Source organism: Clostridiales bacterium (assembly GCA_014799665.1).
Lineage (GTDB): Bacteria > Bacillota > Clostridia > Christensenellales > Pumilibacteraceae > Anaerocaecibacter.
The window spans coordinates 159,956-185,168 of the sequence record JAAVHP010000012.1 but is presented as its reverse complement, the minus strand read 5'-3'; the positions used below and the strand labels follow the sequence as shown (position 1 = coordinate 185,168).

Below are 25,213 nucleotides of genomic sequence, written 5' to 3'. Positions count from 1 at the left end.
GAATAGGGTTCGGGGAATGATGAATTTATTAATTCACCCCCGCAGGGGTCAAACCCTGTAACCTGACCCCTGTGCCCTGTACCCTGTTAAATATCCGCATGGAACTCGAACAGTTCCCTATCGGTGGTGAGCGCTTGCTCGGCAAGATAGCGTTTGGTCATCGAGCCCAAAACGTCGTCGAACACGGCGGGGATATGCGATCTCAGCCATTCGCTCTTTCTGGCGAACTCGACGGCTTCCTCGATCGAATTGAACATTCTGTCGGTGTACTCGCCCTCGCCGCGAAGCTTGTAGCCGTTCTCTATACCCTCTCTGCCCGCGGCGAACACGAGCGCAAGCACCGTGAAGATATTGCACGACGAGTCGGGCGTTCTCAGCATAATATCGTTGTTTTCGAATATGCGGAGCGCGACCGTGCCGCGAACGGGCTTATACGCGATCTTCATATCGCGGCGCAATCTTTTGTAGCTGTTATCGGTGGGATTGGCGAAGCAGGTTATTTCCTTGTACCTGCGCATAACGCCCTCGGCAAAGCTCTTGCTCGCTTTCTCGGCGTTCTTGCCAGATAGCGAAATGGTTATATGCAAGCCGCTGCCCGGGAAGCTCGATAACGGCTTGGGCATGAACGACGCCACCGCGCCGTTGAGCGCGCATACGTTTTTGACAGCCGACTTGAACATCATGAAATTGCGCGCTGCGGCTGCGGGCTCCGCGCTCTCGAAGTCTATCTCGTTCTGACCCTTGCCGCGCTCGTGGTGGCTGGATATGGGTTTAAGCCCCATGTCTTCGAGGCTGACTATAACGTCGCGGCGCAGGTTTTCGCATTTATCGAACGGCGAGCACGCGCAGTAATCGGCTGAATCGAACGGCTCCAACCTATCCTCTACGTCGTCCTTGAACGCGTAGAACTCGCACTCCGTTCCCACCTGCGCTTTAAAGCCGAGCTCGGAGAGCTTTTTCACCTGCTCGTCGAGAAGCGCCATAGGATCGCACGCATACGGCGTGCCGTCGATATTGCAGATATTGCAGAACACGCTGACTACCCTGCCCGCATGCGGCCGCCACGGCAGCACCGACAACAGCGAGCTTACGGGTTTGAGCTTTATATCGATACCGCCCACGCCCGTTATAGCCGAGCTGTCTATGCCTACGCCGTTCTCGAACGCGTCTTCGAGCTGCGACGACAAAACGGACACGTTTCGCAGTCTGCCGAGCATATCGCAAAACGTAAGCTTGACGAACTTAACGTCGTTTTCTTCGATATAATCGAGAAATTCGCTTTTGGAAAACTTCATTTTCTGACCGCCTTATTATGTAACTACATAAAAGATTTTGCTTGGGCTAAGATCTTTTCGATGCGTTCCTCGCCGCCGCGCGCCGCCGTGATATACACCTTAATGAGCGGCTCGGTGCCCGACGGGCGGATGATGAGCTTGCTTCCGTCCTCCGCCTTGTACGACAAAACGTTTGACTTGGGCAAGTTTAACTTAGTCTGCGTGAGATAGTCGATGCTCTCGACCACCTTAGAGCCGTCCACGTCCTTGGGCGGGTTCTTGCGAATGCCTTCGAGCACCTCTTGCATCTTTTGCGCGCCCGAAGCGCCCTCGTAGGAAAGCGACACGGTGCGGTGATAGTATTTGCCGAACTTAGCGTAAATGCCGTCAAGAACGTCGACGAGCGTTTTGCCCTCTTTGAGATAGTCGGCGGTCATTTCGGCGACGAGCATACTCGCAAGCACGGCGTCCTTGTCGCGCACGTAGCCGCCCGAAAGGTAGCCGCAGCTCTCCTCGTAGCCGAATATGAACCTATTGCTCTCGCCTTTTTCTTCGAGGTTTTTGATCACCTCGCCGATATACTTAAAGCCTGTAAGCACCTCGGTGACGGTCGCGCCGTAGCTCTCCGCAACGCGCGCGGCGAGGTCGGTCGTAACTATCGTCTTTACCACGACGGGATTTTTGGGCAGAGCCTTGCCGTGCGAGCAGATATAGTCGATAAGCAAAACGCCGAGCATATTGCCCGTTAAAAGCTCGTACTCGCCCGACTTATTGCGCACGGCGATACCTATACGGTCGGCGTCGGGGTCGGTGCCGATAACGATATCGGCTTTCGACTTTTTGGCGAGCGCGATACCGAGTTCGAGCGCCTGCGGCTTTTCGGGGTTGGGGTACGGGGTCGTGGGGAAATCGCCGTTCGGTTGGGCTTGCTCGGGCACGATCGTAATATTTTTGAACCCGCGCTCACTAAACATTTGCGGCACGATCTCACAGCCCGTGCCGTTGAGCGGCGTGTACACTATCGATACTTCGCGGTTATCGCCTACCGACCGCGCGTACACAGCGTCGAGGTACTCGCGCGTGACGTCGGCGAATTCTATCGTTTTATCCTTAACGGCTTTATCGAAGTCCGCGGGCTTAACGCCGAAAATATCGACGGACTGAATAAACCCGAATATATCGGCGGCGGCTTTATCGGTGACCTGGCAGCCGTCCGCGCCGTATACCTTGTAGCCGTTGAACTTGGCGGGGTTGTGGCTCGCGGTGATCATTATGCCCGCGTCGCAGCCGAGGTGGCGAACCATAAACGAAAGGTACGGCGTAGGCTCTAACACGCGCGTTATGTACGCTTTAATACCGTTTGCGGCAAGCACGCTAGCGGCGTAGCGCGCGAAGCTTTCGGAGAAGTTGCGCGAGTCGTAGCTTATGGCGACGGTGTTACCGCTCTTTTTACGCGACAAAAGATAGAGCGCAAGCCCTTGCGTGACCTTGCCTATCGTGTAGTCGTTGAGCCTGTTCGTGCCCGCGCCGATAACTCCGCGCAGTCCCGCCGTGCCGAATTCGAGATCCTTGTAGAACGCTTCCTTTTTGTCGTCGGCGCTCATAGCTTTGAGCTCGGCGGTGCACGCCGTAGCCTTGTTGAGCCATTCGGTATACTTTACTTCTATATCGTTCATTGATTACCTCCGCCTTGAAAAAAAGAGAAATGTATAACCACGATACATTTCTCTTTGATTTCATTTATACGATACGCTTTCATCAAACGTTATTCTATCAAATTTTTAATACTATGTCAAGCGATTTAGTTAATTCGTAATGCGTAATTCGTAATTAGGAATTGATGACCGCTTCGCGGTGATTTGATTAAATTAACCGACCCTGTACCCTATGCCCTTTGCCCTGCACCCTGTTTACTCCGCTTCGATTTGCTTTATCATTATCTCGTTGCCGGTTACGAGAAAGGTTTTGCCGCTTCCACAGTGCGGACAGGTCTTGCCGAACTCGACCGTGCCGTAGTTCTTGCCGCAGTCCTCGCAATGCGTTACCGCATCGATCTTTTCGATAACGAGCTTGGCGTCCTTTAACGGCGGTTCTTCCTTTTTTACCGCCCAGTTCCAGCAGTCCTCAAAGTAGTACGGAATGACGGTAGACACCTCGCCTATCTGCACGGTAACCGAGTTTATACGCTTGACCTCGTTTTCCGCCGCGATATCCTTTATTTGCTTAATGCAGTGAAAGACCACGCCCAATTCGTGCATCAGTCCTTCTTCTCCTTGCCGTTCTCTTTTTCCTTGGCTTTATACTCACGCTTTCTCTTTTTGACGAACGCTTTGTCGTCCTTGCTCTTTTTGGCGAACAAAATCTTTACGCCGCGCTTAGCCGCGTACGGAAGTATGTGCTTGAACTTATCCTCGGCGACAACCATTTTACTCGCCTCGGGATGATCGCGGTGAAGCTTGATCGCCTCGAACTTGCACTTGGTCGTGCAAAGTCCGCAGCCGATACATCTGTTCTGATCGACGACCGTCGTGCCGCAGCCCAAGCACCGCTTGGTTTCGGCGAGGACCTGCTCCTCGGTCAGCGTGCCGTGCGCGTCGGCGAACGGTTTTTCTTTTTCGAGCGCGTGATCGACCGCCGCCTCATGCCGCGACGAATTGTCGTAGCTTTCCACCTTGATATCGTCCGTATCGAGCGCGATATATTCCCTGCGGTTTCTGCCTATCGTCATGTGCCCGTGCTGCACGAACCTATGCAAGCTCTCCGCCGCCTCGTGCCCCTGCGCGATAGCGTCGATAGCGAACTTGGGTCCGGTGAACACGTCGCCGCCCACGAATACGTCGGCTTGCGCCGTTTGGTAGGTAAGCTTATCGGCGAGCGGATAACCGCCGCGACCGAGCTCGACGTCGCTATCCTTTAACAAATCGCCCCAAACGACCGCCTGACCGATAGCGAATATAACGGTATCCGCGTCGACTGTGATTATCTCGTTCTCGTCGTATTCGGGTGCGAACCTGCCGTTCTCGTCGTACACTCGCGTGCATTTTTTGAAGGCTACTGCTTTCGCTTTCCCGTGCTCGGCGATTACCTCTTTCGGTCCGTAGCCGCACATGATTTCAACGTCATCGGCGCGAGCCTCGGCAATCTCCTCTTTGCTAGCGGGCATTATGTCCTCGCTCTCCAAGCACAGCATTGTCACATTGTCGGCGCCGCTCCTCGCCGCTACGCGCGCCGCGTCGATAGCGACGTTACCGCCGCCCACGACAACGACCTTGCCGCGCGTTTTCCTGCCGCCCGTGTTGGCGGTTTTGAGATATTCGACCGCCGTCGTCACGCCGTCCGCCGTCTCGCCGGGGACGTTGGGAAGCTTGCCGCCCTGACAGCCTATCGCTATGTAAAACGCCTTGTAGCCCTCGTTTCTGAGCTCTTGGAGTGTTATATCCTTGCCGACTTCCACGCCGAGCTTGATTTCAACGCCCATTTCCTTCATGATTTCGATTTCGGCGTCGATGACGTTTTTCTCCAATTTATACGACGGGATACCGTAAGTCAGCATACCGCCCGCGCGCTCGTTCTTTTCGAACACCGTGGGATAATAGCCCATTTGCGCAAGATAGTACGCGCACGACAAGCCCGCAGGTCCGCCGCCGATAACGGCGATCTTTTCCTGCCACCTGCCCATATTGGACGCGACGACGATATCGGGAACGTAGCGGTTCTCGGCGTGCAGGTCCTGCTCGGCGACGAACTTCTTAACGGCGTCGATTGCGACCGCGCCGTCGATATTACCGCGCGTGCACGCGTCCTCGCAACGGCGGTTGCACACCCTGCCGCAAATCGCGGGGAACGGATTTTCTTTCTTGATGATGGCGAGCGCTTCGCGGTACTTGCCCTGCGCCGCTTTTTTGAGATACGCCTGAACGGCTATATGCGCGGGGCACGCCGTCTTGCACGGCGAGGTGCCGCTGTCGCGACAGTTAATGCGGTTCTTGTCGCGGTAGTCCTCGTCCCACATATGCTTGCCCCATTTGAGCTTGTCGGGGAGCGGCTGCTTGGGATACTTGACCTCGCTGCCGTCGGCGCGGCAAAGCTTTTGACCGAGTTTGAGCGCACCCGCGGGACAGGTCTCCACGCACGCGCCGCACGCCACGCATTTATCCTTATCCACGTGCGCGCGGTACGCCGAAGCCGATAAATTGGGCGTATTGAAAAGCTGCGAGGTCCTTAATGCGTTGCATATCTTAACGTTACAGTTGCAGATAGCGAAGATCTTATTCTCGCCGTCAATGTTCGTAACCTGATGCACGAACCCGTTATCCTCGGCGCGCTTTAATATCTCCATAGCTTCGTCGTACGTGATATCGCGTCCCCTGCCCGTTTCGCGGCAGTAGTCCGCCATATCGCCCACGCCTATGCACCAATCGCGGTAATCGTCGGCGCAGCCCTCGTCGAGCTGTTTGCGCCCGTAACGGCACGAGCAAATGGACGCGCCGATATGCCCCTCGTACTTTTTGAGCCAGTACGAAATATGCTCGATATCCATCGTCGTGTTTTCCATTTCGATAGCTTTCTCGACTGGGATAACGTGCATGCCTATGCCTGCGCCGCCGGCGGGCACCATTGCGGTAACGTGTTCGAGCGGAAGGAAGGTCATGCGCTCGAAGAACATAGCGAGCTCGGGATGACGATCCATGAGCGCGGTGTTCATGTTCGTGTACTCAGCGGAGCCCGGCACGAACAGCGGCACCCAATAATGCCTATCCTCTTTTTCGTAGGTCGTGCCGGAAATAGGCCCGTCCTTGGTGTACTTATCGCCGTAGTCGTATTCGAGCATGCCCAAAACGGACAGCTTGTCGACGATCGCGTCAAAAACCTCGTCGGGATAACCCGACATGGCTTTTAGCTTAGTGTACGGGTACTTTTGCCGCACCTTCATTTTGAGCAAGAGATCGAGCGAGTTGTCGCGTTCGTCCGCCGTCATCTCGTCCTCGAATATGCACGCAAATCCCCAATACTCGGGGTCCTGGGTCTTTATGCCTTTAAGCTTTCCGGGGAGTCTGTCCGTCACCTTGCGAACGAACTTTAAAAGCTTAGGGTTGGGCTCGCGGTCGGTCATGTGCGCGGGAATAAATTTATTACTCATTTCGGGCATGGCTATTTACCTTCCTTATGAACCTTAATTTGATTTAGCAACCACTCGGCAAACTTGTCTATCCCCTCGCCCGTTTTGGCGCAGATGGGGATGACCTTGGCGTTGGGGTTGCGCTCGGCGATATGCTTTTTGCACTTTTCGATATCGAAATCGAAGTACGGCGCGACGTCTATCTTATTTATAAGCACGAGGTCGCATATAGAGAACATGAGCGGATATTTGAGCGGCTTGTCGTCGCCCTCGGGCACTGACAAGATCATGCAGTTCTTGGTCGCGCCCGTGTCGAACTCGGCGGGACAAACGAGATTGCCTACGTTCTCCAATATAACCAAATCGACTGACGACGTGTCGAGCTGAGAAATACCCTGACGGGTCATGTCGGCGTCCAGGTGGCACATTCCGCCCGTGTGCAGCTGAATGGACTGCACGCCCGTGCCGCTTATTATCTTTTTCGCGTCGACGTCGCTGTCTATATCCGCTTCCATAACGGCAATTTTGAGCTTATCTTTAAGCTCGTTGATCGTCTTGATAAGCGTAGTCGTTTTGCCGCTGCCCGGCGACGACATGAGATTGAGCAGGAACACGCCCTTATCTTTGAGCTCCGCTCTGAGCCTATCCGCGTCGCGGTCGTTATCCTCGAACACGCTACGCTTGACCTCTATAATACGCACTTCGTCCATATTTCCCTCATTAAAGATTTAATATCGAATTTTGACGAATATATTTTACCACAATGCCCGCGATCTGTCAATACCCATCGATAGGTTGACAAACACCGAGCAAAAAACTATACTGTACGTATAATGAAATCCCTAAGGCAAATCGAACTCGGTTTGAAAATTTGTACGGGACTGCTTTTGGCGGTTTCGCTTATACTTTCTTTCACCGTGTCAGACTATTACATATTCAACAGAATTTCCAAGTACGGGTTTATATTCGTATTCAGCCAGTGGATAAAGAAAGCGGGGCTTTTGCTCCTTCCGCTTGCTGTGTACTACCGCAAGAAATGCTGCGCCGATATAGCTAAATACGTTCTGCCGATATTCGTAATAATATCGTGCTTTACGTTCGGCGACTTTTTCGACGCGACCTCGATAACCGAGAACAGCACGCCCGCCGATCTATGCTTTGCGAGCATAAACGAGTTCATACCCAAACCACTCAATATAACTCTTTTCTTTATCTCCAACGCGCTCTACCTCGTCGTGTGCGTAGGGCTGTTTTTACGCGACGGCTACAAGGTGAACGCCAAGAGCTTTATTTACCTTCCGTTCGCCGTAATAGCGTGTATGCCGCTTAACCTGTTCGAAAACTTCTTCGAAATAAATAACTTCGGGCGCAATCACTTTTTGTGGTTCAAAAACTTTACGCTGTGGCACGCGCTCGCATTGATCGTTCTCGGCGGCTTCGCCGTGGCGCAGTATTACTTTCTGCGCAACAAGTCCGCCCGTAATAAACAAGATTTCCTTGCCGCCATTGCGATAGTTCTTTTGATACAATACCACAGCAAAGACTCGGTGCTTCTCGGCGACGGCTACAACGTGTACCGCTACGTTTTTTCCGCAGTGCCGCTGTTTATATGCAATATCGGCGTGTACACGGCAAGCTTATCGATATTCACGAGAAAACGCGTGCTGTACGCTATATCGTTCTTCGTCCACGCGGTGGGCGCGCTGTCTGTGTTTATTTACTTCGGCGACGACGCAATGTCCAACTACGGAATAATTTTCAGCTACTCCATACTATTCTTCTGCACGACGCACTGTCTGCTGTTCGCGCTGAGCGTACTGCCCGCCGCGCTCGGTCAGTACAGGTTCAGAATAAAAGACTGCATTATTCCCCTCGTCTACTACTTTACCGTGATAGTTCTCGCAACGGTTGCGAGCGGGCTGGTATCGTCCTTCCTCGAAGGCTATACTTATAACGGCTACGCGCTACACTTTAACAACGGCAACGGCGATTTCAACCTGCCCAACTATGCGTTTACGCAAGTAAACCCGCTTGCGTTCGATCTGCCCGTACTGGCCCTACGAATATGGAAATGGGATATGAACATGGTCTACGTTCTGCTCCTCTATCTCTTTTACGTGGCAATGTTCTGGACGTATAACGGGCTGTATTACGCGTTCCTGGCAATACGTAAAAAGGTACTCGTAAAACCGCAAGCAGAAATATCGATCGAGCCGCAAGCCGAAGCCGCCGCCTCGACCGACGATCAGCAAAACGAATAAAGAACTACGTTAGCAATAAATCACGCAATAAAAATACTCGGGTGAAAAATCGATCACCCGAGTAAAAACAAGATATAAAGAAGTAACTATTTGTTGTTGAGCTCTTCGAGCTCTTTTTTCATTTGCCTAAGCCTACTGCGCGACGCGTCGATAAGATCGGTAAACGTTTGGAAGAAATCCAAGTCCGCCCTATCGGGCTCGGTATGCTTTACGACCGCCGTCATGAGCGCGGCAAGAGAGCGCATACGTTTCTGTTCGAGCGCTTCGAGTTCGTCTTCCAGATCGGCGATCTCACGTTTCAATTCACCCTTTTTAGACATGGCTTATTCCTCGCTCGGCGCTCCCGTTGCGGCGGCTTCGCGCATGGGCGCTTTCTTCGCTTTGGTTTTGGACGTAGCCGATATGGCTGTTTTTGCGGTCTTGGGCTCGAAGCTCTTGAACTCGCGGACCTTGACCTTAACGAGCTTAGCAAGCCCGCGCTTAGCCAGCTCCTCGCTGCTCTTGTACGCTACGCGGAAGTCCTCGCGTGCGTGCTCTACGTGCGCTACGCCGCGCTCTTCCATCATAGCGTCTATAAGCTGTTTCGCCTGCAAAACGCGCCGCGAGCTCGTTAAACGCATCATTGCGGGCGTGGCGGCAAGCGACGCTACCTCGGACGCGTCCTTAACGCCGTACTTGGTATCGACGTACTTAGCGGGATCGACGGCAAGATACAGGCACAGCGTTTTACCGCGAAGCCTGAACTGCGCCACCGTTTCCCTGCCGATACGGAACTTTTCGTGCGCCTTTGCTTTGAGCGACTTAACCTTGGCATACGAGAAGAAATGATTCTTTATCTCGTTATAACGGTCCTTTACGTCGTCGTCTGACTGGATAAGCTTACCCTCGAACGTATAGTCGTACTTAAGCGCCATACGGTCCTTGGGCATTTTAAGTTCTACCTCTTCGGCTTCGACATCTTCGATCTTATCGGGTATTTCCACCTCGTCGACTTCCCTATCTTCCGTGCGCTCCTCGATCGTATAGCCGTCGACGGTCTTGGGAAAATCGTCCTTGACCTCTTCCGGATGCGAGATGACATGCGCTTCGTCGAGCGCGAGCTGCCACGTATTGGGAGCGCCGAGCGCAAGGTCCCACGCGTTCATCGAGCCGATCGACTGCTGCGAGGTTTTGGAGCTCTCGATGCCGGACTGAGCCACCGACTGAAAATCGGGAATAAGCTCGGTCGCCGTCGCACTCGCATCCTGCGGCGGTATTACGACCTTGACCACGGGCTTGCGCTTTTTGAGCACGGTGACGAAGATAATAGCCGTAACGGTTATTACCAAGATCAACGCGAGGAGCAGCGCCATAAGCGTTATGAGTATCGTCTTGTTATCCATATTAGTTCTCCTTAAAGGGGTATTAACAAATTAAATTTAGGGTCTATCGAAGCAAGCGTTTTTTCTTGACGCCTATTACTATAAGTACGATGATCCCGATAAACGCGATCACGCCGAGCACGATATCGATTATAACGAAAGTCTTATCGAACGCGGGCGTTACAGTGAACGCATATTCGGCGGTGAGCGTTTCGAAGCCGTACAGCTCGACGGTAGCGACCATTATATACTCGCCCTCTTTGGTCGGGCATTCGTCCAAAGGCGTGCCGTCCGCAGTGTACCAAGTGTAAACGATTTCGCCGTACTTGGATGCGCCGACGGGCGCGACGGGTCCAAACTCCTCGGAATAGTTCTCTATCGTGGGAAGCTCCAACCACTCGTTAGTGGATACAAGCACCTTAAAGTCGTACTCGGCATAGAGGTCTTCGCAGTGCGCCGCCTTGGCGGTCACAACCATTGTATACTCGCCCGGCTCGTTCGGCATTTCGGCAACAGCCGTACTGTTCGCCGCGTCCTTGCGCTTGTACAAAACAGTTACTTCGCTTTTCTCGACCGTTTCGTACAACGGAGCGGAAGGTCCGTCTGACAAGAAGAAATCGGCGATCGACGGCGATACCGTCCAATTGTTTACGCGCTGATCCACATTGAAATCGATCTCGGCGCGCAGGTGGTCGCGGTGCGTGGTCTGCTCTGGATAAACCTCTACGACCATTCTGTACCGCCCCGCTTCCGTGATCTTATCGAGCGCGACTTGTTTGTCGACTACCCACTTACGCGCCGTAGCGTCGTATTTAAGCGAGAAATACGTGAACGACAGCGTGGGATTGGCTTTATCGTCGCGAAGAGGCGCACCCTGCGGCACGCTCGCCTTGTCACCCGCCGTCCAGTTATCGATAGCGGGAAGCGTGCGCCAATAGTTGGCGGGAATATCCACGCTCGACGCGAACACCTGGAACTCTACCGATTCGGTAAACAGCGCGCCGTCCTTGCCGGCATACTTGCCGTCGACAGTCGCGACCGTAGCTATGAGTCGGTACGCGCCCGCAAAGTTCAAGTCGGTCGAGCCGTCGAAAAGATTGATATCCTCTTTGACAGAACCATCCTGCTTGTGCGTCGCTTTGTAGTATGGCTCGCTGAGCGTACCGTCGGTGTTGATCTTTTTGATCACTATTTCCACGTCGCCGTACTTAGCCATGGCCTGCGGAACGTTGCCGACCGAGCCCGTACTGCCGTCGCCCGCCGACCACGCGCCGACTACCCACGGCACTACCGTGGGCGAAACCGTCCACGAATTTTCGGCAAGCGCGACCTCTATTTCGGTTTTCTCCTCAAACGCACCGTAGCCCTCTTTTTCGCTTACGTATACGCGGAGCGTGTACTTGCCCGCTTCAAGTGCTTTGAGCTTGGTTTCGATAGCGTCGGACACAAAGCCGTTTTCGTCGAGCTTGAATTTACCGATAAGCTCGGTTTTGTTATCTGCGTCGTATACCGCATACTCAACCTTGCCACCACTTGCGGGAACGCCCTTAAACACGTTGGTGTTTTTGTCGTAGCCGTTCCATGCCCAATAGGACGAAACGCCGTAGCCGACCGTCCATGCCGTGAGCTTGGTGCCCTTTATCTCGAAAGGAACGCTCTCGATAATTCCGTCGTAGTTGGTTGTTCCGACTACTTTGTAAACGATTTCGTAATTGCCGACCGCCGTAGGTAAATCGTTGTAAACGACGGCGCTTCCGGACTTGCGGTACGATACCGCAACCACGCCGTACTTGGCAGCGACCGCGCCGAACTTGGTTTCGACATCAATCGTATCGCCGTAGTCCCACGAATACGTTTTGGTCTTGGACGGGATACTTACCCAATCGTTGGAAGCCTTAAATATTTGGAAATCGACGGTAGCCGTCAACGACTTATAGTTGTTAGTTTCCTTGGCTGTCACGGTCAGCGTGTAATTGCCTACGTTCGCGCTCGCAAGGCTTGTGAGCGAATATGCGTCACCGCCGGTGCTGCTTATAACGTACGAAACCTCCGCGTTCTCGAACCGAGCGTCATAAACGGTAAAAGCGGTCTTTATAGTATCGGGCTTATACGCGCCCCATGCCCAGCCGTTTTTGCCGTCTGCTGTTACGATCTCGGGTGCTTTTACCCAAACGTTATCCGCCTTGTTGACGGTAAAGTTAATAGTCTTTATAAGCGCGTTAAAGTTAGCCGTGCCCTTGACTTCTACCTCGACGGTGTGATTGCCCGCGCCGAGCGCTTGAAGCTTGGACAAAACGGAGTCTTTATCGACCGCAGTGCCGTCGATAGTTACGACCGTTTCGCCGCCGAGTACGGAGCTCGGCGCCGTCCACGTAAACGAACCGTTATCGCCGTAAATAAGCCCGCCGCCTACCGCAGGCGCGCCGTTTTCCGTCCAGACGTTATCGACCTTTGTTATCTCGAAGAACAGCTCGCCTTCCAAATCCTCGTAGTTTGTTACGCCCGAGCATTTTACCACTACATAATACGCGCCGACGGCTGTGGGCATACCCGAAGCCGCAAGCGGAGTATCGGATTTAACGTACACGCCGCCGACCAAATTAGCCTTGTAATACCACACCGTAAACGCTGCGGAGTCGTTACCGTGAGTCACTGTATGGTCGAGCGAAACGCCGTCGGTATTTCCCGTATAGCCGAACGACGTAACGGAATTACCGCCGACTTTGATAATAGGCGTGCCGTTTACAAAGCTGTTCACGCCGCCCTCGATCTTGAACACGACGGTGACAGGCGTTGTAGTGCTTACGTAGTTCGCGCCGCCCGTGACCGAAATCTCTACGCTGTACGTACCCGAATCGAGCGAAGCAAGCTTAGCCTTTAAATCGGCTACGGTAGCGTACTCGCCCTCTTTTACGCTGTTCGAATTAAATAGCGTGAACTTGGCGCTCTCGCCGTTATAGCTTATAGCTACCTTGCTATCGGCATACTCGCCGTACTTCCAGCCCGTGATCTGCGCCGAAACGGCGTTCGCCGCTTTGTCGATAACGAACGGATAGCTTACGCTCAGCGCGCCGTATTTATTTGCGGCTGCGGCAACGTAAACCGTTACGCGGTAGTTGCCTGCCGAAAGGTTGTTCAATTTCGTGAGATCTGCTTGCTTTACTAACCCGTCCGCATCCAGATTGAAGCTGAAAAGAACGGTATCGCTCGTATTATTCCTGATATAATAGGTCACGGCGCTGCCGTCCGCCTTGTTGCCGTAGCGCGGCTCGGCGAGCGTTATGCTCGTGCCGTTTTTATAATCGCCGTACGACCAGCCGTACACGTTGGACGATTTTTCCCAAGAGTTCGCCGCGACGATAATAACGAACGGAACGGGCGTAGTGTCCGCGCCGCCCAAGCCGCCGAAGTCATAATTCATGCGCGTATCGGCGGTATTGTTTTCGTCATAGCCGCCCTCGACGACCGCACGAAGATACCAGGTCTGCGCATCCAACTCGTTCAGAAGCTGTTCGACCCACGCGGGCACGACCCACTTCCCGTTCTCGGCAACGAGCGTAAACCCGTCTTTAAGGTTATAGGAAGTATTGCTCTCTGTATCGGTATAGGTTTTGTTGACTAAGTTTTGACCGTTCGCGTCGGAGTAAATAAACCAAGTAACGGCTTGCTGCGCGACAGTTACGCCGCTCGACTTTTGGAAGTAAGCGGGCACGGCGGAGAAAAGATTGACCGCCCTGTCGTATTGGTTCCACTGCCAGCTTATAACGCTCGGCGACTGCACCCAGCCGTTTTGCGCGGACTTGACGATAAACTTGGCGGTATATACGCCGTCGTCTGCTGCCGCACCGCTCCACTTATAATTTATTTTGTCTTTAAGCGTAAACGTAACGTCGTACTGTCCTGCGTATTTTATATCGCTCGCGTAGCTGACGGTATAATCATCGGTATCCGCAAGCTCGACCGCAGTACCCGATAAGCAAACCTTTTGCGCGCCGCCGTTGTATGTGGCTTCGGCAAGCACGGGCGCGGACTTTGTATTCTTTGCGACCGCAAACGTGCAAACAAACGAAAGCTCGGTATAATCGGAAGTCCCCGCAACCTTCGCCAAAACGTAATAATTATCCGCGTTGAGCTTGCCATCTGTCTTATTGGCGTTCTTCAACGCTTCGAACGTAGCGTAGCCCGTTGCACCCGCGGGAACGGTGTATTCGCCCAGCGTGCCGTCGGGGATTCCTTTATAGTAGGTAAACTTAATTTCGCTATTGCCGTAGTAGGACTTGGCGGCGATGACATTTTCGGCGGAGCCGTACGTCCAACCATTTATAACGGGCTGTAACGCCCAGTCGTTGGCGATCGCGCTGATAATAAACTTGACCCGTGCTTCGGCGTTTGTTATTTGGATATTTGCGTTATCGTCTTGCGCCCAATAATAATAGGGATAATCGGCAAGACGGAACGTAACGTAGTGAGCACCGCCCTCTACGTAATCGTCGTCGGCGTCCCAAACGACGGACAATGCGACGGAGTTGTCGTGGTAAGTAATGAGCGGCGACACGCTATTACCCGTATACGTTACGGAAGCGACCGTCGGGACTTCTACGCTCTTTTCGATTATTACGTTAAAGTAATAATTCCTGCGGTAGTTCGCACTGCCCGCGTCGTCGGAATTGGGGTTGACGAGCGACTGCCAGTTCTTGGCGCTCAGCTGATAATAAACGATATACCGTCCGGGATCGACGGGCGTAACGTCGCACTTATCCGCGGCGGCGTAGTAATTGTTTTGCGCCTTTTCGAGATTGTACGTGATACCGAACCCGCCGAAGCAATCGTCGTAAACCGACTTTGCCCACTCGCCCGCGCGCGTCTTAGTAACGTTAAGATCGGTAAGCGCGGTCACAAGCGTGGTGTTCGTTTGGTCAAGGAACTTGCTTTCCCCGTCGTACTCAAACGTGATCTCGGTTTCGGTCAAGCCCGATTTGATCGCTTCCACCTTTTCGGTTACTCGGCTGTCGCTAAGCGGCGCCGTCGTCACGTCGAAATAGTATACCGTATAGATCTCGTCGTGCTTGGTGTAATTGCTTATATCGTCGCCGGATGGCTCGTCGTACACGCAGCTGCCGTCCACGTTGTGCGTATACACGTCCGGGAAGAACAGCACAAGCTCGTATCTGCCGACGGGCATGGAAGCATTGATATAATCGGCGAACTCTGAATAGCTTTCGTGAACCAACGCCTTGGACAACGTGCTCTTATCGTCCGTATACGTGCCGTCGACGGGCGTTACCGCAATACCGTCCTTACCGTACTCGGCGTTGGTGTACCTGAGCGTGAACGAGATATTTTCCGCCGCGCCGTATAATACTTTCGGCAAAACGGTATTACCCAACCCGTATACCCAGGAAGCCACTTCGTACGAATCGGGCAACGCCTGCCCCTCTGATAAAGGCATCGCGAAGTAGTTATCCACGTCGACGATATACCACACCTTGGTGATAAAAGCCGAGCTGCCCGCAGGGAACAGCGCAACGCCCCGCCTATTTAAGTCGGGATCGTCCTCGTTATCCCTGTTGCTTACAAAACAGTAGTTATTGGAGAAATCGTAGTGCGTGCCGTCTTTACCGTCATAAGTAAGGCTAAGCGAAAACGTGGTTGTGTACGCCTTGCGCTCGGCAGTGGTTTCCGTATCGTTACTTATCACGTTGAAAACGGGCACGCCGTTTTCTTCGAGAACGTTTACAAGCTCGATCTTCTGCTCGGCGTTGTTGTAGCGCACGTAGGCGTTTTCTACGTCGATAGGCGTGCGCACGATCGAGGGATCGGTCTTGTCGAACTGCTCTTGGTGCGGAGTTTTGTCGGCGTCCAGCCAAAGCCTGCCGTCGCGCAGGTTGACGCCGCTCGTAAGCTGGAACTTGTGATTATCGTAGTCAGAAAGAACTATCTCCTGCTGCGCGATCATCACCGTAATGACGGCGGGCTTTTCCCACGCGCCGTATGCGGGGTTAAGCTGAATAGTCAGCTCGTAAGTGCCTGCATTGCGTATCGTGCTCGGGAGATCGGTCGAGAACGGCACGCCCGCAGCATTGGCGTAGAAAGTTATTTCCGCGCTCATCTTGTCGGTCATACTAACGCCGCTGCCCGCGTGCGCGGCAAGCAGCCTGTTTATCTCGCTTACCGTCAAACCGTAGGACTCGTCGCTGTCGAACATATACGGGGTCGTTTCGATAACGCTGTCGTCGTCGGGCGAACTGCCGTTCGGCTTGTTTTCGGTATGCGCATACAAATGTATGGTGTAGTTGGACGGTACGCTATTGCTGAGCAATGTGTTAAGTCCCGACTCGGTCACTTTGCCCGAATATACGCCTGTTTGAGCGTTATACGCGCTGTACCACACCGACGAGGAATATCCCTTTTGCACGGGAATGGTCTTTGCCGTGTTGTATTCCCACAAACGGCTACCTTCCTGCTCGACGTAAGTGTACGTTTTATTCCACAATCTGTATTCGGTCTCTACGCCGCCGTCCGCACCCGTATAGTGAAGCTCGATAGGCACGTAATAAGTAAGCACGTCGACGAACGAACCCAAATACGAATGCATCGATTGCCTGAGCGCGTCGTAGGACTTGTAGTTGGGCATAACGATAAGCGACGGCACGCCGTTGACGCAACCCCTACCCATCCAAATAACGTCGTCGGTATTGTGCTTATTGTTATTTACCCTATCGGGGAGATAAACGACAACGCCTGTGTTGTTGGCAAAACCAAAATAGCCGGCAGTAATCAGTTTACTCGCACCCGACAAATCGGCAACCTGCATTGCAGAAGTGTTGAACGCGTTGTTTCCGACTATTTCAACGAAATCGGGAATTTTAACGTTCTGTGCGTGGATCATGTAGAACGCGTAATTGTTTATATCGTATTTTGTTATCGACGAGTCGCCCGTTGCAGTTCTAAGTTCGTCGAGCGTCGGGAAGTTCATGGGCTTGCTTACGTCGTAGCTCTCGTCGTTATTGGTGCCGTCGCCTTCATAGCCTACGAGATACCAATTGCCATTCGTGCACGTAACACCGAAACCGGTGGAAACGTTTTGATTGGGGGGATCAACAGCGGCACTGCTGCTATTATCATAACTCGAAGCAAGGAAAGAAGTTTTTGCACCCGTCGTATTCGTCTTTTGGCAGAACACGTAGTTGCTTACGACCTCTCCATTGACCTCACGCGGAATTTTAACGAGCTTTGAACCGTTCCCATCCGTGTAGGTATTCAAAAGATAAGAAAGCCCGCCCGCGGTTTTATTAGTTACGTTAGCGTTCGTGCTTAATTTTACGTCGACGAGTCTGACGCAGCCGGAAAACGCATTTGATCCGGCGTTACTCGTAAGTCCCGACAGATCGAGATGTGTCAACATTCGGCAATTATAAAAGGCATTGGCATTTATTAAAACAACCTTAGACGTATCGATATTTATTAACGAACTGCACCCGCTAAACGCACTGTCATATATATTACGTTTAACAGTATAGGTATCTCTGAACGTTACCGTTTCCAAAGCGGAGCAGCCTTTATAAGTGTTATACCAAACTGAATATGCGGCGGTCGGTACCGTAACGCTCTTTAACGCAGTACAGCCGTTAAACGTATTCGCGCCTACCCTACCTGACTCATTGGTACTATCGGGCAAATCAACGGTTTGGAGAGAAATACAGTCGGCAAAAGCACCGGCGGCGGTCGAAGAAGCCTCTCCAATTCTAAGATACGCATCTGAGGAACGACCCGCTTCGTACTTAATGCTTACAACGTTCGTGCCTTTGAACGCGCCTGCGGGAATTATCCTTATTTCTTTTGGAATAACGAGATGAAACGGATCTATAAAACTTTTATCGCTAAGACCGTTCAACGTAGTTCCCGATATATCGAGTCCATTAGTCGCACTGTCGAACGTTACTATATCGGCGCTCGCCGATTCCTCTTTTTTAACGCACAAAGAAAATACGCTAATCAACAGACACACAAGAATGATTAACGCACCTACTAAGATCGTATATTTCTTTTTGAGATGGGTCATGACGGTAATCACCTTAATATAATCTCAATTACGTACCGCTTGTTCGAAATAGCGTTCGTAACGTCATCATATTTCGCCCATCATACTATTTTATTATATTCAAACATTATTCACTTGTCAAACAAAAAAGGATATGTTTTTACAAGTTTTTTCATTAATATGAATAAATTTTAAATTCTTATAGCCAAAATGGTTGACAAACAAAACAAAATTTGTTAATATTATTAACGTTCGCATGGGGATTTAGCTCAGTTGGTAGAGCATCTGCTTTGCAAGCAGAGGGTCAGCGGTTCGAGTCCGCTAATCTCCACCACCAAACGAATTAACGTAGCTCGGCAGTCAGCACCACCCTGTTACGAAGCACGAGCGAAGCGAGTATAAGGTGGGGGTCGTGGTTCGACAATAAACAACCGAAAACAAATATAACAATAAAGGAATGTAGCTCAGCAGGTTAGAGCACCACCCTGATAAGGTGGGGGTCGGTGGTTCGAGTCCACTCATTCCTACCAGCAATACGACCCGAATGGGTCGTTTTTGCTTGGTAGGAATGAGTGGCTTTTAAAATCGGGTTGACTTTTGCGCGTTCGTATTGTATACTTTTCATATGCAAATGACACCTGTAAAAAAAGAAGTAATCAAATGGTCGGTATACTGGGCAATTTTTATTGCGGTATACGTAATATTAAGCGTGGTTTTCGGCGGTTATCAGCTTTACGCTTTGCTTTTGGTCATTGCGGCGATCAACTTCGTTTTGAGAATAGCGCTTATTCTACCCTTTCGAAAGCTATCGATCAAGTGGCTTAAAATAACTATAATCATAGTTTTGAATATCCTGATAACGGGCGCGCTCGCTTATTCGGTGTACGAAATAGTTTTGAGCGGCACCGAATATAACAACAAGTATATCGAGTCGCTCGATTACAGCGTATTCGAGCATACGAGCGAGTACAGCTACGACCGCGAAACGGGCGTATACACCGTTTCGTCGCAGAACGACGAGTGCAAGATACTCCAACTTACCGACGTACATATTTCCGGCGGCATAAACACCATTTCGACGGACAGAAAAGCATTCGACGCGTGCTACACGCTTATAAAAGAAGCTCAGCCCGATCTAATAATCGTTACGGGCGATATTGTTTACCCCATACCCGTACAAACGTTCAACAGCAACAACTTAAAGCCCATGTACCAGTTCTGCACTTTCATGAATAACGTAGGCATTCCGTGGATGATGGTTTACGGCAATCACGACACAGAAGCTGTCGCAACCTACGATTCGCAAACCCTGTCGGGACTATTTTCCCACTTCAAATCCGAAAACGCGCCCATGCTGTACGCCGAAAAGCAACCCGATATTTACGGCAGATACAACCAGTATATCCGCGTGGAGAACAACGACGGAAGCCTTAACCGCATTCTGTTCTTGATAGATTCCAACGACTACGTGCAAGGCAGTATAGAAATAAACAACTACGACTCGGTGCATACCGACCAAATACAATGGTATTCGGATACCATCGACGAGCTTTCGACGGGCGACGAAATCGTACGCTCGTTCGTGTATATGCACATACCGTTCAGGGCGTTTGCCGACGCACAGGAAGCGCTCGCGCAAAACTCAGGCGAAGCGGAAAAACTGTTCGGAACCAACGGCGAATCGGTGTGCTGCCCCGACGTAGACACAGGCTTTTTCGATAAGATACTCGAAAAGAAAAGCACCGACGCCGTGTTCGTCGGGCACGACCACTTGAACAATATGGGCGTTAAGTACAAGGGCGTTGATCTGGTGTATTCCAAATCAATCGATTATATCGCCTACCCACGCATAGCCAAGCAAACGGAGCAGCGCGGTGCTACCCTCGTCACCCTGTCCAAGTCCGGCGAATACAAGATCGAACAAATCGATTACGTGCAAGAGTAAGGTTTAAATGCACGGGATAACGGCTAAGCATATTTTATCGAGCAGCGGCGGAATGAATATTTACCGCGGCTGTACTCACGGCTGCATTTATTGCGACGCGCGCAGCGAGTGTTACGGCATGGATCACGAGTTCGAGGACATAGCCGTTAAGACCAACGCCGTAGAACTGCTCGAAAGCGAACTTAAACGCAAGCGCAAAAAGTGCATGATCGGCACGGGCGCAATGTCAGACCCGTATCTTCATATAGAGCGGTCGCTTGAAACTACGCGAAAAACGCTCGAACTCGCCCGCCGCTACGGGTTCGGCATGACGGTGCAGACCAAGTCCGACCTTGTTCTGCGCGATTTGGATCTGATAAAAGAAATAAACGCGCAAACGAAATTTGTCGTGCAGATGACGCTCACCACCGCCGACGATACGCTTTGCAAAATACTCGAACCCAACGTCTGCCCCACTTCCCGGCGCGTCGAAGTCCTCGAAATTTTACGCGACAACTGTATTCCCACCGTAGTGTGGCTGTGCCCGATACTGCCGTACATAAACGACACGCAGGAGAATGTTTCGCAAATACTCGACTATTGCGCAAGAGCCATGGTGTACGGCATGATCAATTTCGGCATGGGGCTTACGCTCAGAAGCGGCAACCGCGAGTACTTCTATAAAAAACTGGACGAGCACTTCCCCGGTCTAAAACAGAAATACATAACCGCCTACGGCAATTCGTACGAGATAGCAAGTCCGAATAATTCCGCGCTTATGCGGCTTTATCACTCTACCTGCGAAAGCTACGGCATAGTCCACAGTAACGACAAGGTATTCGCCTATCTTCACGAGTTCGAGCAAAAACCGAAATACGAACAGCTGCGGTTGTTTTAGAGATACTTTTATAATTCTATTGCTCTTTTCGGTAAATTGTAGTATACTACAATTACTATGGTAAAAGACAGCTTTATTCTTATCGACGCTAACTCGCTCGTCAATCGGGCGTACTACGCAATGTCGGGCATGAAGACCTCGCGCGGCGAGCCTATCGGCGCGGTTTACGGGTTCACGACCATGCTCGTCAAGCTTATCGAACAATACCGCCCTAAGTATATAGCGGCGGCATTCGACGTTCACGCGCCCACCTTTCGGCATAAATTGACGCCCATTTACAAGGCGACGCGCAAGCCCATGCCCACCGATCTTGCCCTGCAAATGCAGCCGCTGAAAGACCTGCTTTCCGCGCTTAAAATAAAGCAGTTCGAGCTCGCGGGCTACGAAGCGGACGATATTATCGGCACGCTCGCGGCTAAGTCCTCGGCGTTCACTTATATCCTTACGGGCGACCGCGACAGCCTTCAACTCGTATCGGACAAGACCCACGCGCTTCTCACCAAGAAAGGCATAAGCGATATCGTCGACGTATCGCCCGACAGCGTACCCGAGATCTTCGGCGTGACGACCGATCAGGTAGTGGACTTTAAAGCGCTAGCCGGCGACTCGTCGGACAATATCCCCGGCGTTTCGGGCATTGGCGACAAATCGGCGGTTGAACTGCTCGCAGCCTATGGCTCGCTCGACGGCGTTTACGCGCACCTCGACGAGATCAAGGGCAGTCGGCACGATAAGCTGGCCGCAGACAAGGATAACGCATACCTTTCCCAAAAGCTTGCTAAAATCGACGTAAACGTTCCGCTGAACTTCGATATAGACGAGTGCAAGTGCATATACCCACTGCCCTACACGGCGCGCGAAACCTTTTCGCGGTTCGAGTTCAAATCGATGCTCGCCAAAACGGATATGTTCGAGCCCGTACCGCAGGACGCGCCTATCGAGCTCGATCACGTTTACAAAACGGTCACTCTATCCTCGCAAACCGAGCTCACCGCGCTCGCAAATTCCGCGCCACAGCAAATCGCGTTCGTGGTTCTGCCCGACGGCGTACATTTCGCGTTCGACGGCAAGACCGACTACGTAGCGCCCGTCACAAACACGCTTCTCAGCACGTTCACCATCGACGGGTGCGTTTCCGCGCTTTCTTCCGCGCTCACCGGTCACGTCATAACGTACGGACTGAAAGATCTTTTACACAAGATCGCGCCCGCCGAAATACAGAACGCCGACGACGTGGCGCTCATGGCATATCTATTGGAATACAGGCTCGCGCCGACTTCCGCCGCCGAGCTGTTCTCTGTGCGCGACGAGTGCCTTACCGCGCTCACAAACCGCGGTATGCTCGAACTGTACGGCGGTATCGAGCTCAAACTTTTGCGCGTGCTGTTCGACATGGAAAACGAAGGGTTCACCGTCGACCGCGCGCGGCTCGACGAGATCGACGCGAATTTTACCGAGCTCGAACGCCAAAACGTGGAGCGCATACGCGTGCTCTCGGGCAACGACACTATCAACCTGAAATCGCCCTACCAGCTCGCCAAGCTGCTGTTTGAGGACCTCGGCATACCCTATCCCGAAAAGAACGCAAAGACATTTTCGACCAAAGCCGAGGTTTTGCAAAAGCTTTCGGGCGAGTACGAGATCGTGGACGAGATCTTGCGGTTCAGGTTCAATTCCAAGCTGAAATCAACGTTTATCGACGGACTGCGCAAGGCGCTTCGCCCCGACTGCACCATCCACACGTCGTTTAACCAAACGGTAACGACCACGGGCAGGCTGTCGTCCACCGACCCCAATCTCCAAAACATACCGACCCGCACCGACGAGGGCAGGCTTATTCGCTCCATGTTCGTGCCTAAGCGCGGAAACGTTCTCGTCGACGCAGATTACAGCCAGATCGAGCTTAAACTTCTCGCCCACTTCTCGGGCGATCCCAAGCTTATAGAAGCGTTCCGCTCGGGACAGGATATTCACGCCTCGACCGCCGCAGAGGTGTTCGGCATGAGTCTGGACGAGGTAACGCCGCAAATGCGCCGCGACGCCAAGGCTGTCAACTTCGGCATAGTTTACGGCATAAGCAATTACGGGCTGAGCCAAAACATTCATATTGCGCCGAGCAAGGCGGAAGCGTATATCAAACGGTATTTCGATCGCTTCCCCGCCGTCAAGCAGTACCTCGACGGACTTATTATCGGTGCGAAAGAAAACGGCTACGCCGTAACCATGTTCGGGCGGCGCAGGTCGATACCCGAGCTTAACTCGGCTAAGTACATGGAGCGCAAGTTCGGCGAGCGCATAGCCATGAACACCCCGCTCCAAGGCTCCGCCGCCGACATAATCAAGATCGCCATGATCAAGGTCAGCAAGCGACTCGAAGGCATGAAATCAAAGCTGATAATGCAGGTCCACGACGAGCTTATCGTCGACACCGCACCCGACGAAATCGACGCAGTCAAAAATATACTTCGCGAAGAAATGGAAGGCGCGGTCACGTTGTCCGTTCCGCTCAACGTAGATATTGCCGTCGGCAATAACTGGATGGAATGTAAATAAATTAGAAATTATTAAGGTTGATTTTTTATGGAATCGGCTAAAGGTATTGTTATAGGATTGACCGGTGGAATAGCCAGCGGCAAGTCGATAGCATCGAACGCACTCGAAGAATACGGATTTAACGTGATCGACGCGGACGAGATCTCGCGCCAATTTTTCGGTCCGTGGACGGACGGTGAAAAAGAGATTTTAGCGCTCTTTCCGCAATGCGAAAAGGACGGAAGGCTCGACCGCACCGCGCTACGTGCGCTTATAAGCCGTTCCGCGCCCGATATGCACAAGCTTAATGATTTTACCCACCCGAGAATTACAGCCGAAATAAAGCGCATTCTCGCCACGTGCGTGCGCCACGTTGTGCTTTCCGCGCCGTTACTTTTCGAAACTGCGTTATCGGCACTGTGCGACTGCACTGTGTGCGTGGTATGTCCTTACAGTAAGAGAATAGCACGGCTCATGGCGCGCGACGACATGGACGAAGAAAGCGCCAAGCGCTTGATCGACGCACAAATTCCCGACGAGTACCGCGCTACCCTCGCCGACTACTGCATCTCGTCCGACAAGCCGATAAAGGAATTTTGCAAGGACACCGTTAATCTGTTTGTGCAAATTAGTAATAGTTAACATATTTAAAATTAATAAAAACAAAAAAGAAAAGTACGGCAACTAAAGCGCACTTCCCATAGGGATTATAAAAAGCGAAGAACTAAAAAATTCTTCACTTTTTATAATTGCCCGATAAATTGTAATTTATCGAGCTTACTTCTTTATGAATACCTTTCTTCAACTTCATCGATAATTTCAAATATTAAGTCTTGTTTCGCCGGAATTTCATATCTATCTTCGTACATATGGAAAAAGTATCCTGCATCCACTTCGAGATTGACGATATTTTTGTAAGATACCCACTTTTTGTATAAAAGAATTTTGAAAACGTCTATCAAATAATTCCCAATGCCAAGCCGCGGACTTTCTTTGGCAATGCCGTCCAAGCCGTATACTTTGATTTCATCGTACAGCTTTTTTGCTTTCGCCGTAAATTTGGCATCCTCTTCTTGCGTCATGACAAAATCCATTTGTTTTGCGCGTTTCTCCCGCAGCTTTGCCTTGCATTGGGCGATAAAGTAGGCGTTGCGATCTTCGTTGCGGTGATTTTTCTCTATCAAAACGCCACCGATTTCGCAGTTTCTTTGACTGAACGGTTTTACGAGGCGTTTTGGAAAGACTGCTGATATGGGAAAAATGTATAATCCCAGCTTTGTCGCCAACTTCTTGACGTGCTTTGTGAGATCTTCCATAAGTCCTTTTGTGTTTGGTAACGAGGCTAAACAAATTAAAAAATTATCGGCGCTGCCGTCCTCGAGATACATAGGGTACGTATTGCCGAACCGTTTGCCGGCGAGTGTGTCGCGTATTAAATAATAGATGTCTTTTGCGTAATCAAATCGCTCCCCGTCGTAGGCTTTGTATTCACTGTCGTAATGCTTACCTATTGTGCCCAGCCGCCCATTTTGGTATTCGCGGATTGCTTTGATGCTGTCCATGGTCTCTTGTGTGTTGTTGAGTAAAATGATTTGGTTGTGCTCGGCAAGAAAATATGCCCATTCGAAGCTCTTTATCTTTTCCTCGTCTATTTGCGAAAATAAGTATTCGTTACCGTTTTTATCGGTAATCGTGCAATTTGCATATTGTTCAAAATCTATATTGATTTTTTCCAAGAATAACTTGAATTTTTTAATATAATTCATTTTCCAAAATACCTCTGTTGCAAATACGATGGTTTCA

14 protein-coding genes and 2 tRNA genes are annotated in these 25,213 nt (G+C 51.5%); 7 read left to right on the top strand and 9 right to left on the bottom strand.

The features are described from left to right. Nucleotides 1-86: 86 nt before the first annotated feature. From HDT28_05660 to hypB, 5 genes are all read right to left on the bottom strand, one after another. Nucleotides 87-1,295 (bottom strand): glutamine synthetase, encoded by a 1,209-nt coding sequence (locus tag HDT28_05660; protein ID MBD5132057.1) that lies wholly within the window; start codon nucleotides 1,293-1,295, stop codon nucleotides 87-89. Nucleotides 1,296-1,318: 23 nt separating this feature from the next. Continuing rightward, entirely contained in the window at nucleotides 1,319-2,950 is a 1,632-nt protein-coding gene (locus tag HDT28_05655; GenBank protein ID MBD5132056.1) for a phospho-sugar mutase, read from the bottom strand. A gap of 234 nt (nucleotides 2,951-3,184) precedes the next feature. Further along, nucleotides 3,185-3,532, bottom strand: a complete 348-nt coding sequence (locus HDT28_05650; GenBank protein MBD5132055.1) for a hydrogenase maturation nickel metallochaperone HypA — start codon at nucleotides 3,530-3,532, stop codon at nucleotides 3,185-3,187. Then, nucleotides 3,532-6,387, bottom strand: a complete 2,856-nt coding sequence (locus HDT28_05645) for an FAD-dependent oxidoreductase (GenBank protein ID MBD5132054.1) — start codon at nucleotides 6,385-6,387, stop codon at nucleotides 3,532-3,534. Before HDT28_05645 ends, HDT28_05650 begins: the two co-directional genes overlap by 1 nt. A gap of 38 nt (nucleotides 6,388-6,425) precedes the next feature. Further along, a complete protein-coding gene (hypB, locus tag HDT28_05640; protein ID MBD5132053.1) occupies nucleotides 6,426-7,103 on the bottom strand; it encodes a hydrogenase nickel incorporation protein HypB in 678 nt (225 codons plus the stop codon). 123 nt (nucleotides 7,104-7,226) lie between these two features. Between hypB and HDT28_05635 the strand changes: the two genes are divergently transcribed. Further along, nucleotides 7,227-8,654, top strand: a complete 1,428-nt coding sequence (locus tag HDT28_05635; GenBank protein ID MBD5132052.1) for a YwaF family protein — start codon at nucleotides 7,227-7,229, stop codon at nucleotides 8,652-8,654. 86 nt (nucleotides 8,655-8,740) lie between these two features. Here the strand turns inward: HDT28_05635 and HDT28_05630 are convergent, their stop codons facing one another. From HDT28_05630 to HDT28_05620, 3 genes are read right to left on the bottom strand one after another with little or no spacing between them, the layout of a single operon-like run. Further along, on the bottom strand, nucleotides 8,741-8,974 hold the full coding sequence (locus HDT28_05630; GenBank protein MBD5132051.1) for a hypothetical protein: 234 nt from the start codon (nucleotides 8,972-8,974) through the stop codon (nucleotides 8,741-8,743). A gap of 3 nt (nucleotides 8,975-8,977) precedes the next feature. After that, nucleotides 8,978-10,036, bottom strand: a complete 1,059-nt coding sequence (locus HDT28_05625) for a hypothetical protein (GenBank protein ID MBD5132050.1) — start codon at nucleotides 10,034-10,036, stop codon at nucleotides 8,978-8,980. Between the two features lie 43 nt (nucleotides 10,037-10,079). Beyond that, the gene (locus HDT28_05620; GenBank protein ID MBD5132049.1) at nucleotides 10,080-18,077 is read right to left on the bottom strand and encodes a leucine-rich repeat domain-containing protein; all 7,998 of its coding nucleotides are present in this window, start codon (nucleotides 18,075-18,077) and stop codon (nucleotides 10,080-10,082) included. Between the two features lie 237 nt (nucleotides 18,078-18,314). Between HDT28_05620 and HDT28_05615 the strand changes: the two genes are divergently transcribed. The 6 genes from HDT28_05615 to HDT28_05590 all read left to right on the top strand — a co-directional run bounded on the left by HDT28_05615 (nucleotide 18,315) and on the right by HDT28_05590 (nucleotide 24,052). Further along, nucleotides 18,315-18,390, top strand: a tRNA-Ala gene (locus HDT28_05615). A gap of 119 nt (nucleotides 18,391-18,509) precedes the next feature. After that, a tRNA-Ile gene (locus tag HDT28_05610) sits at nucleotides 18,510-18,586 on the top strand. Nucleotides 18,587-18,681: 95 nt separating this feature from the next. Further along, nucleotides 18,682-20,001 carry a hypothetical protein gene (locus HDT28_05605; protein ID MBD5132048.1) on the top strand — a complete coding sequence of 440 codons (1,320 nt, stop codon included), beginning with the start codon at nucleotides 18,682-18,684 and terminating at the stop codon, nucleotides 19,999-20,001. A 7-nt stretch (nucleotides 20,002-20,008) separates the two neighbouring features. Further along, entirely contained in the window at nucleotides 20,009-20,878 is an 870-nt protein-coding gene (locus tag HDT28_05600; GenBank protein MBD5132047.1) for a radical SAM protein, read from the top strand. Nucleotides 20,879-20,935: 57 nt separating this feature from the next. Further along, nucleotides 20,936-23,431, top strand: a complete 2,496-nt coding sequence (locus HDT28_05595) for a DNA polymerase I (protein MBD5132046.1) — start codon at nucleotides 20,936-20,938, stop codon at nucleotides 23,429-23,431. Nucleotides 23,432-23,458: 27 nt separating this feature from the next. After that, on the top strand, nucleotides 23,459-24,052 hold the full coding sequence (locus HDT28_05590) for a dephospho-CoA kinase (protein MBD5132045.1): 594 nt from the start codon (nucleotides 23,459-23,461) through the stop codon (nucleotides 24,050-24,052). A 143-nt stretch (nucleotides 24,053-24,195) separates the two neighbouring features. Here HDT28_05590 and HDT28_05585 read toward each other — a convergent pair whose 3' ends face one another. Continuing rightward, entirely contained in the window at nucleotides 24,196-25,176 is a 981-nt protein-coding gene (locus tag HDT28_05585; protein ID MBD5132044.1) for a hypothetical protein, read from the bottom strand. Nucleotides 25,177-25,213: the final 37 nt, after the last annotated feature.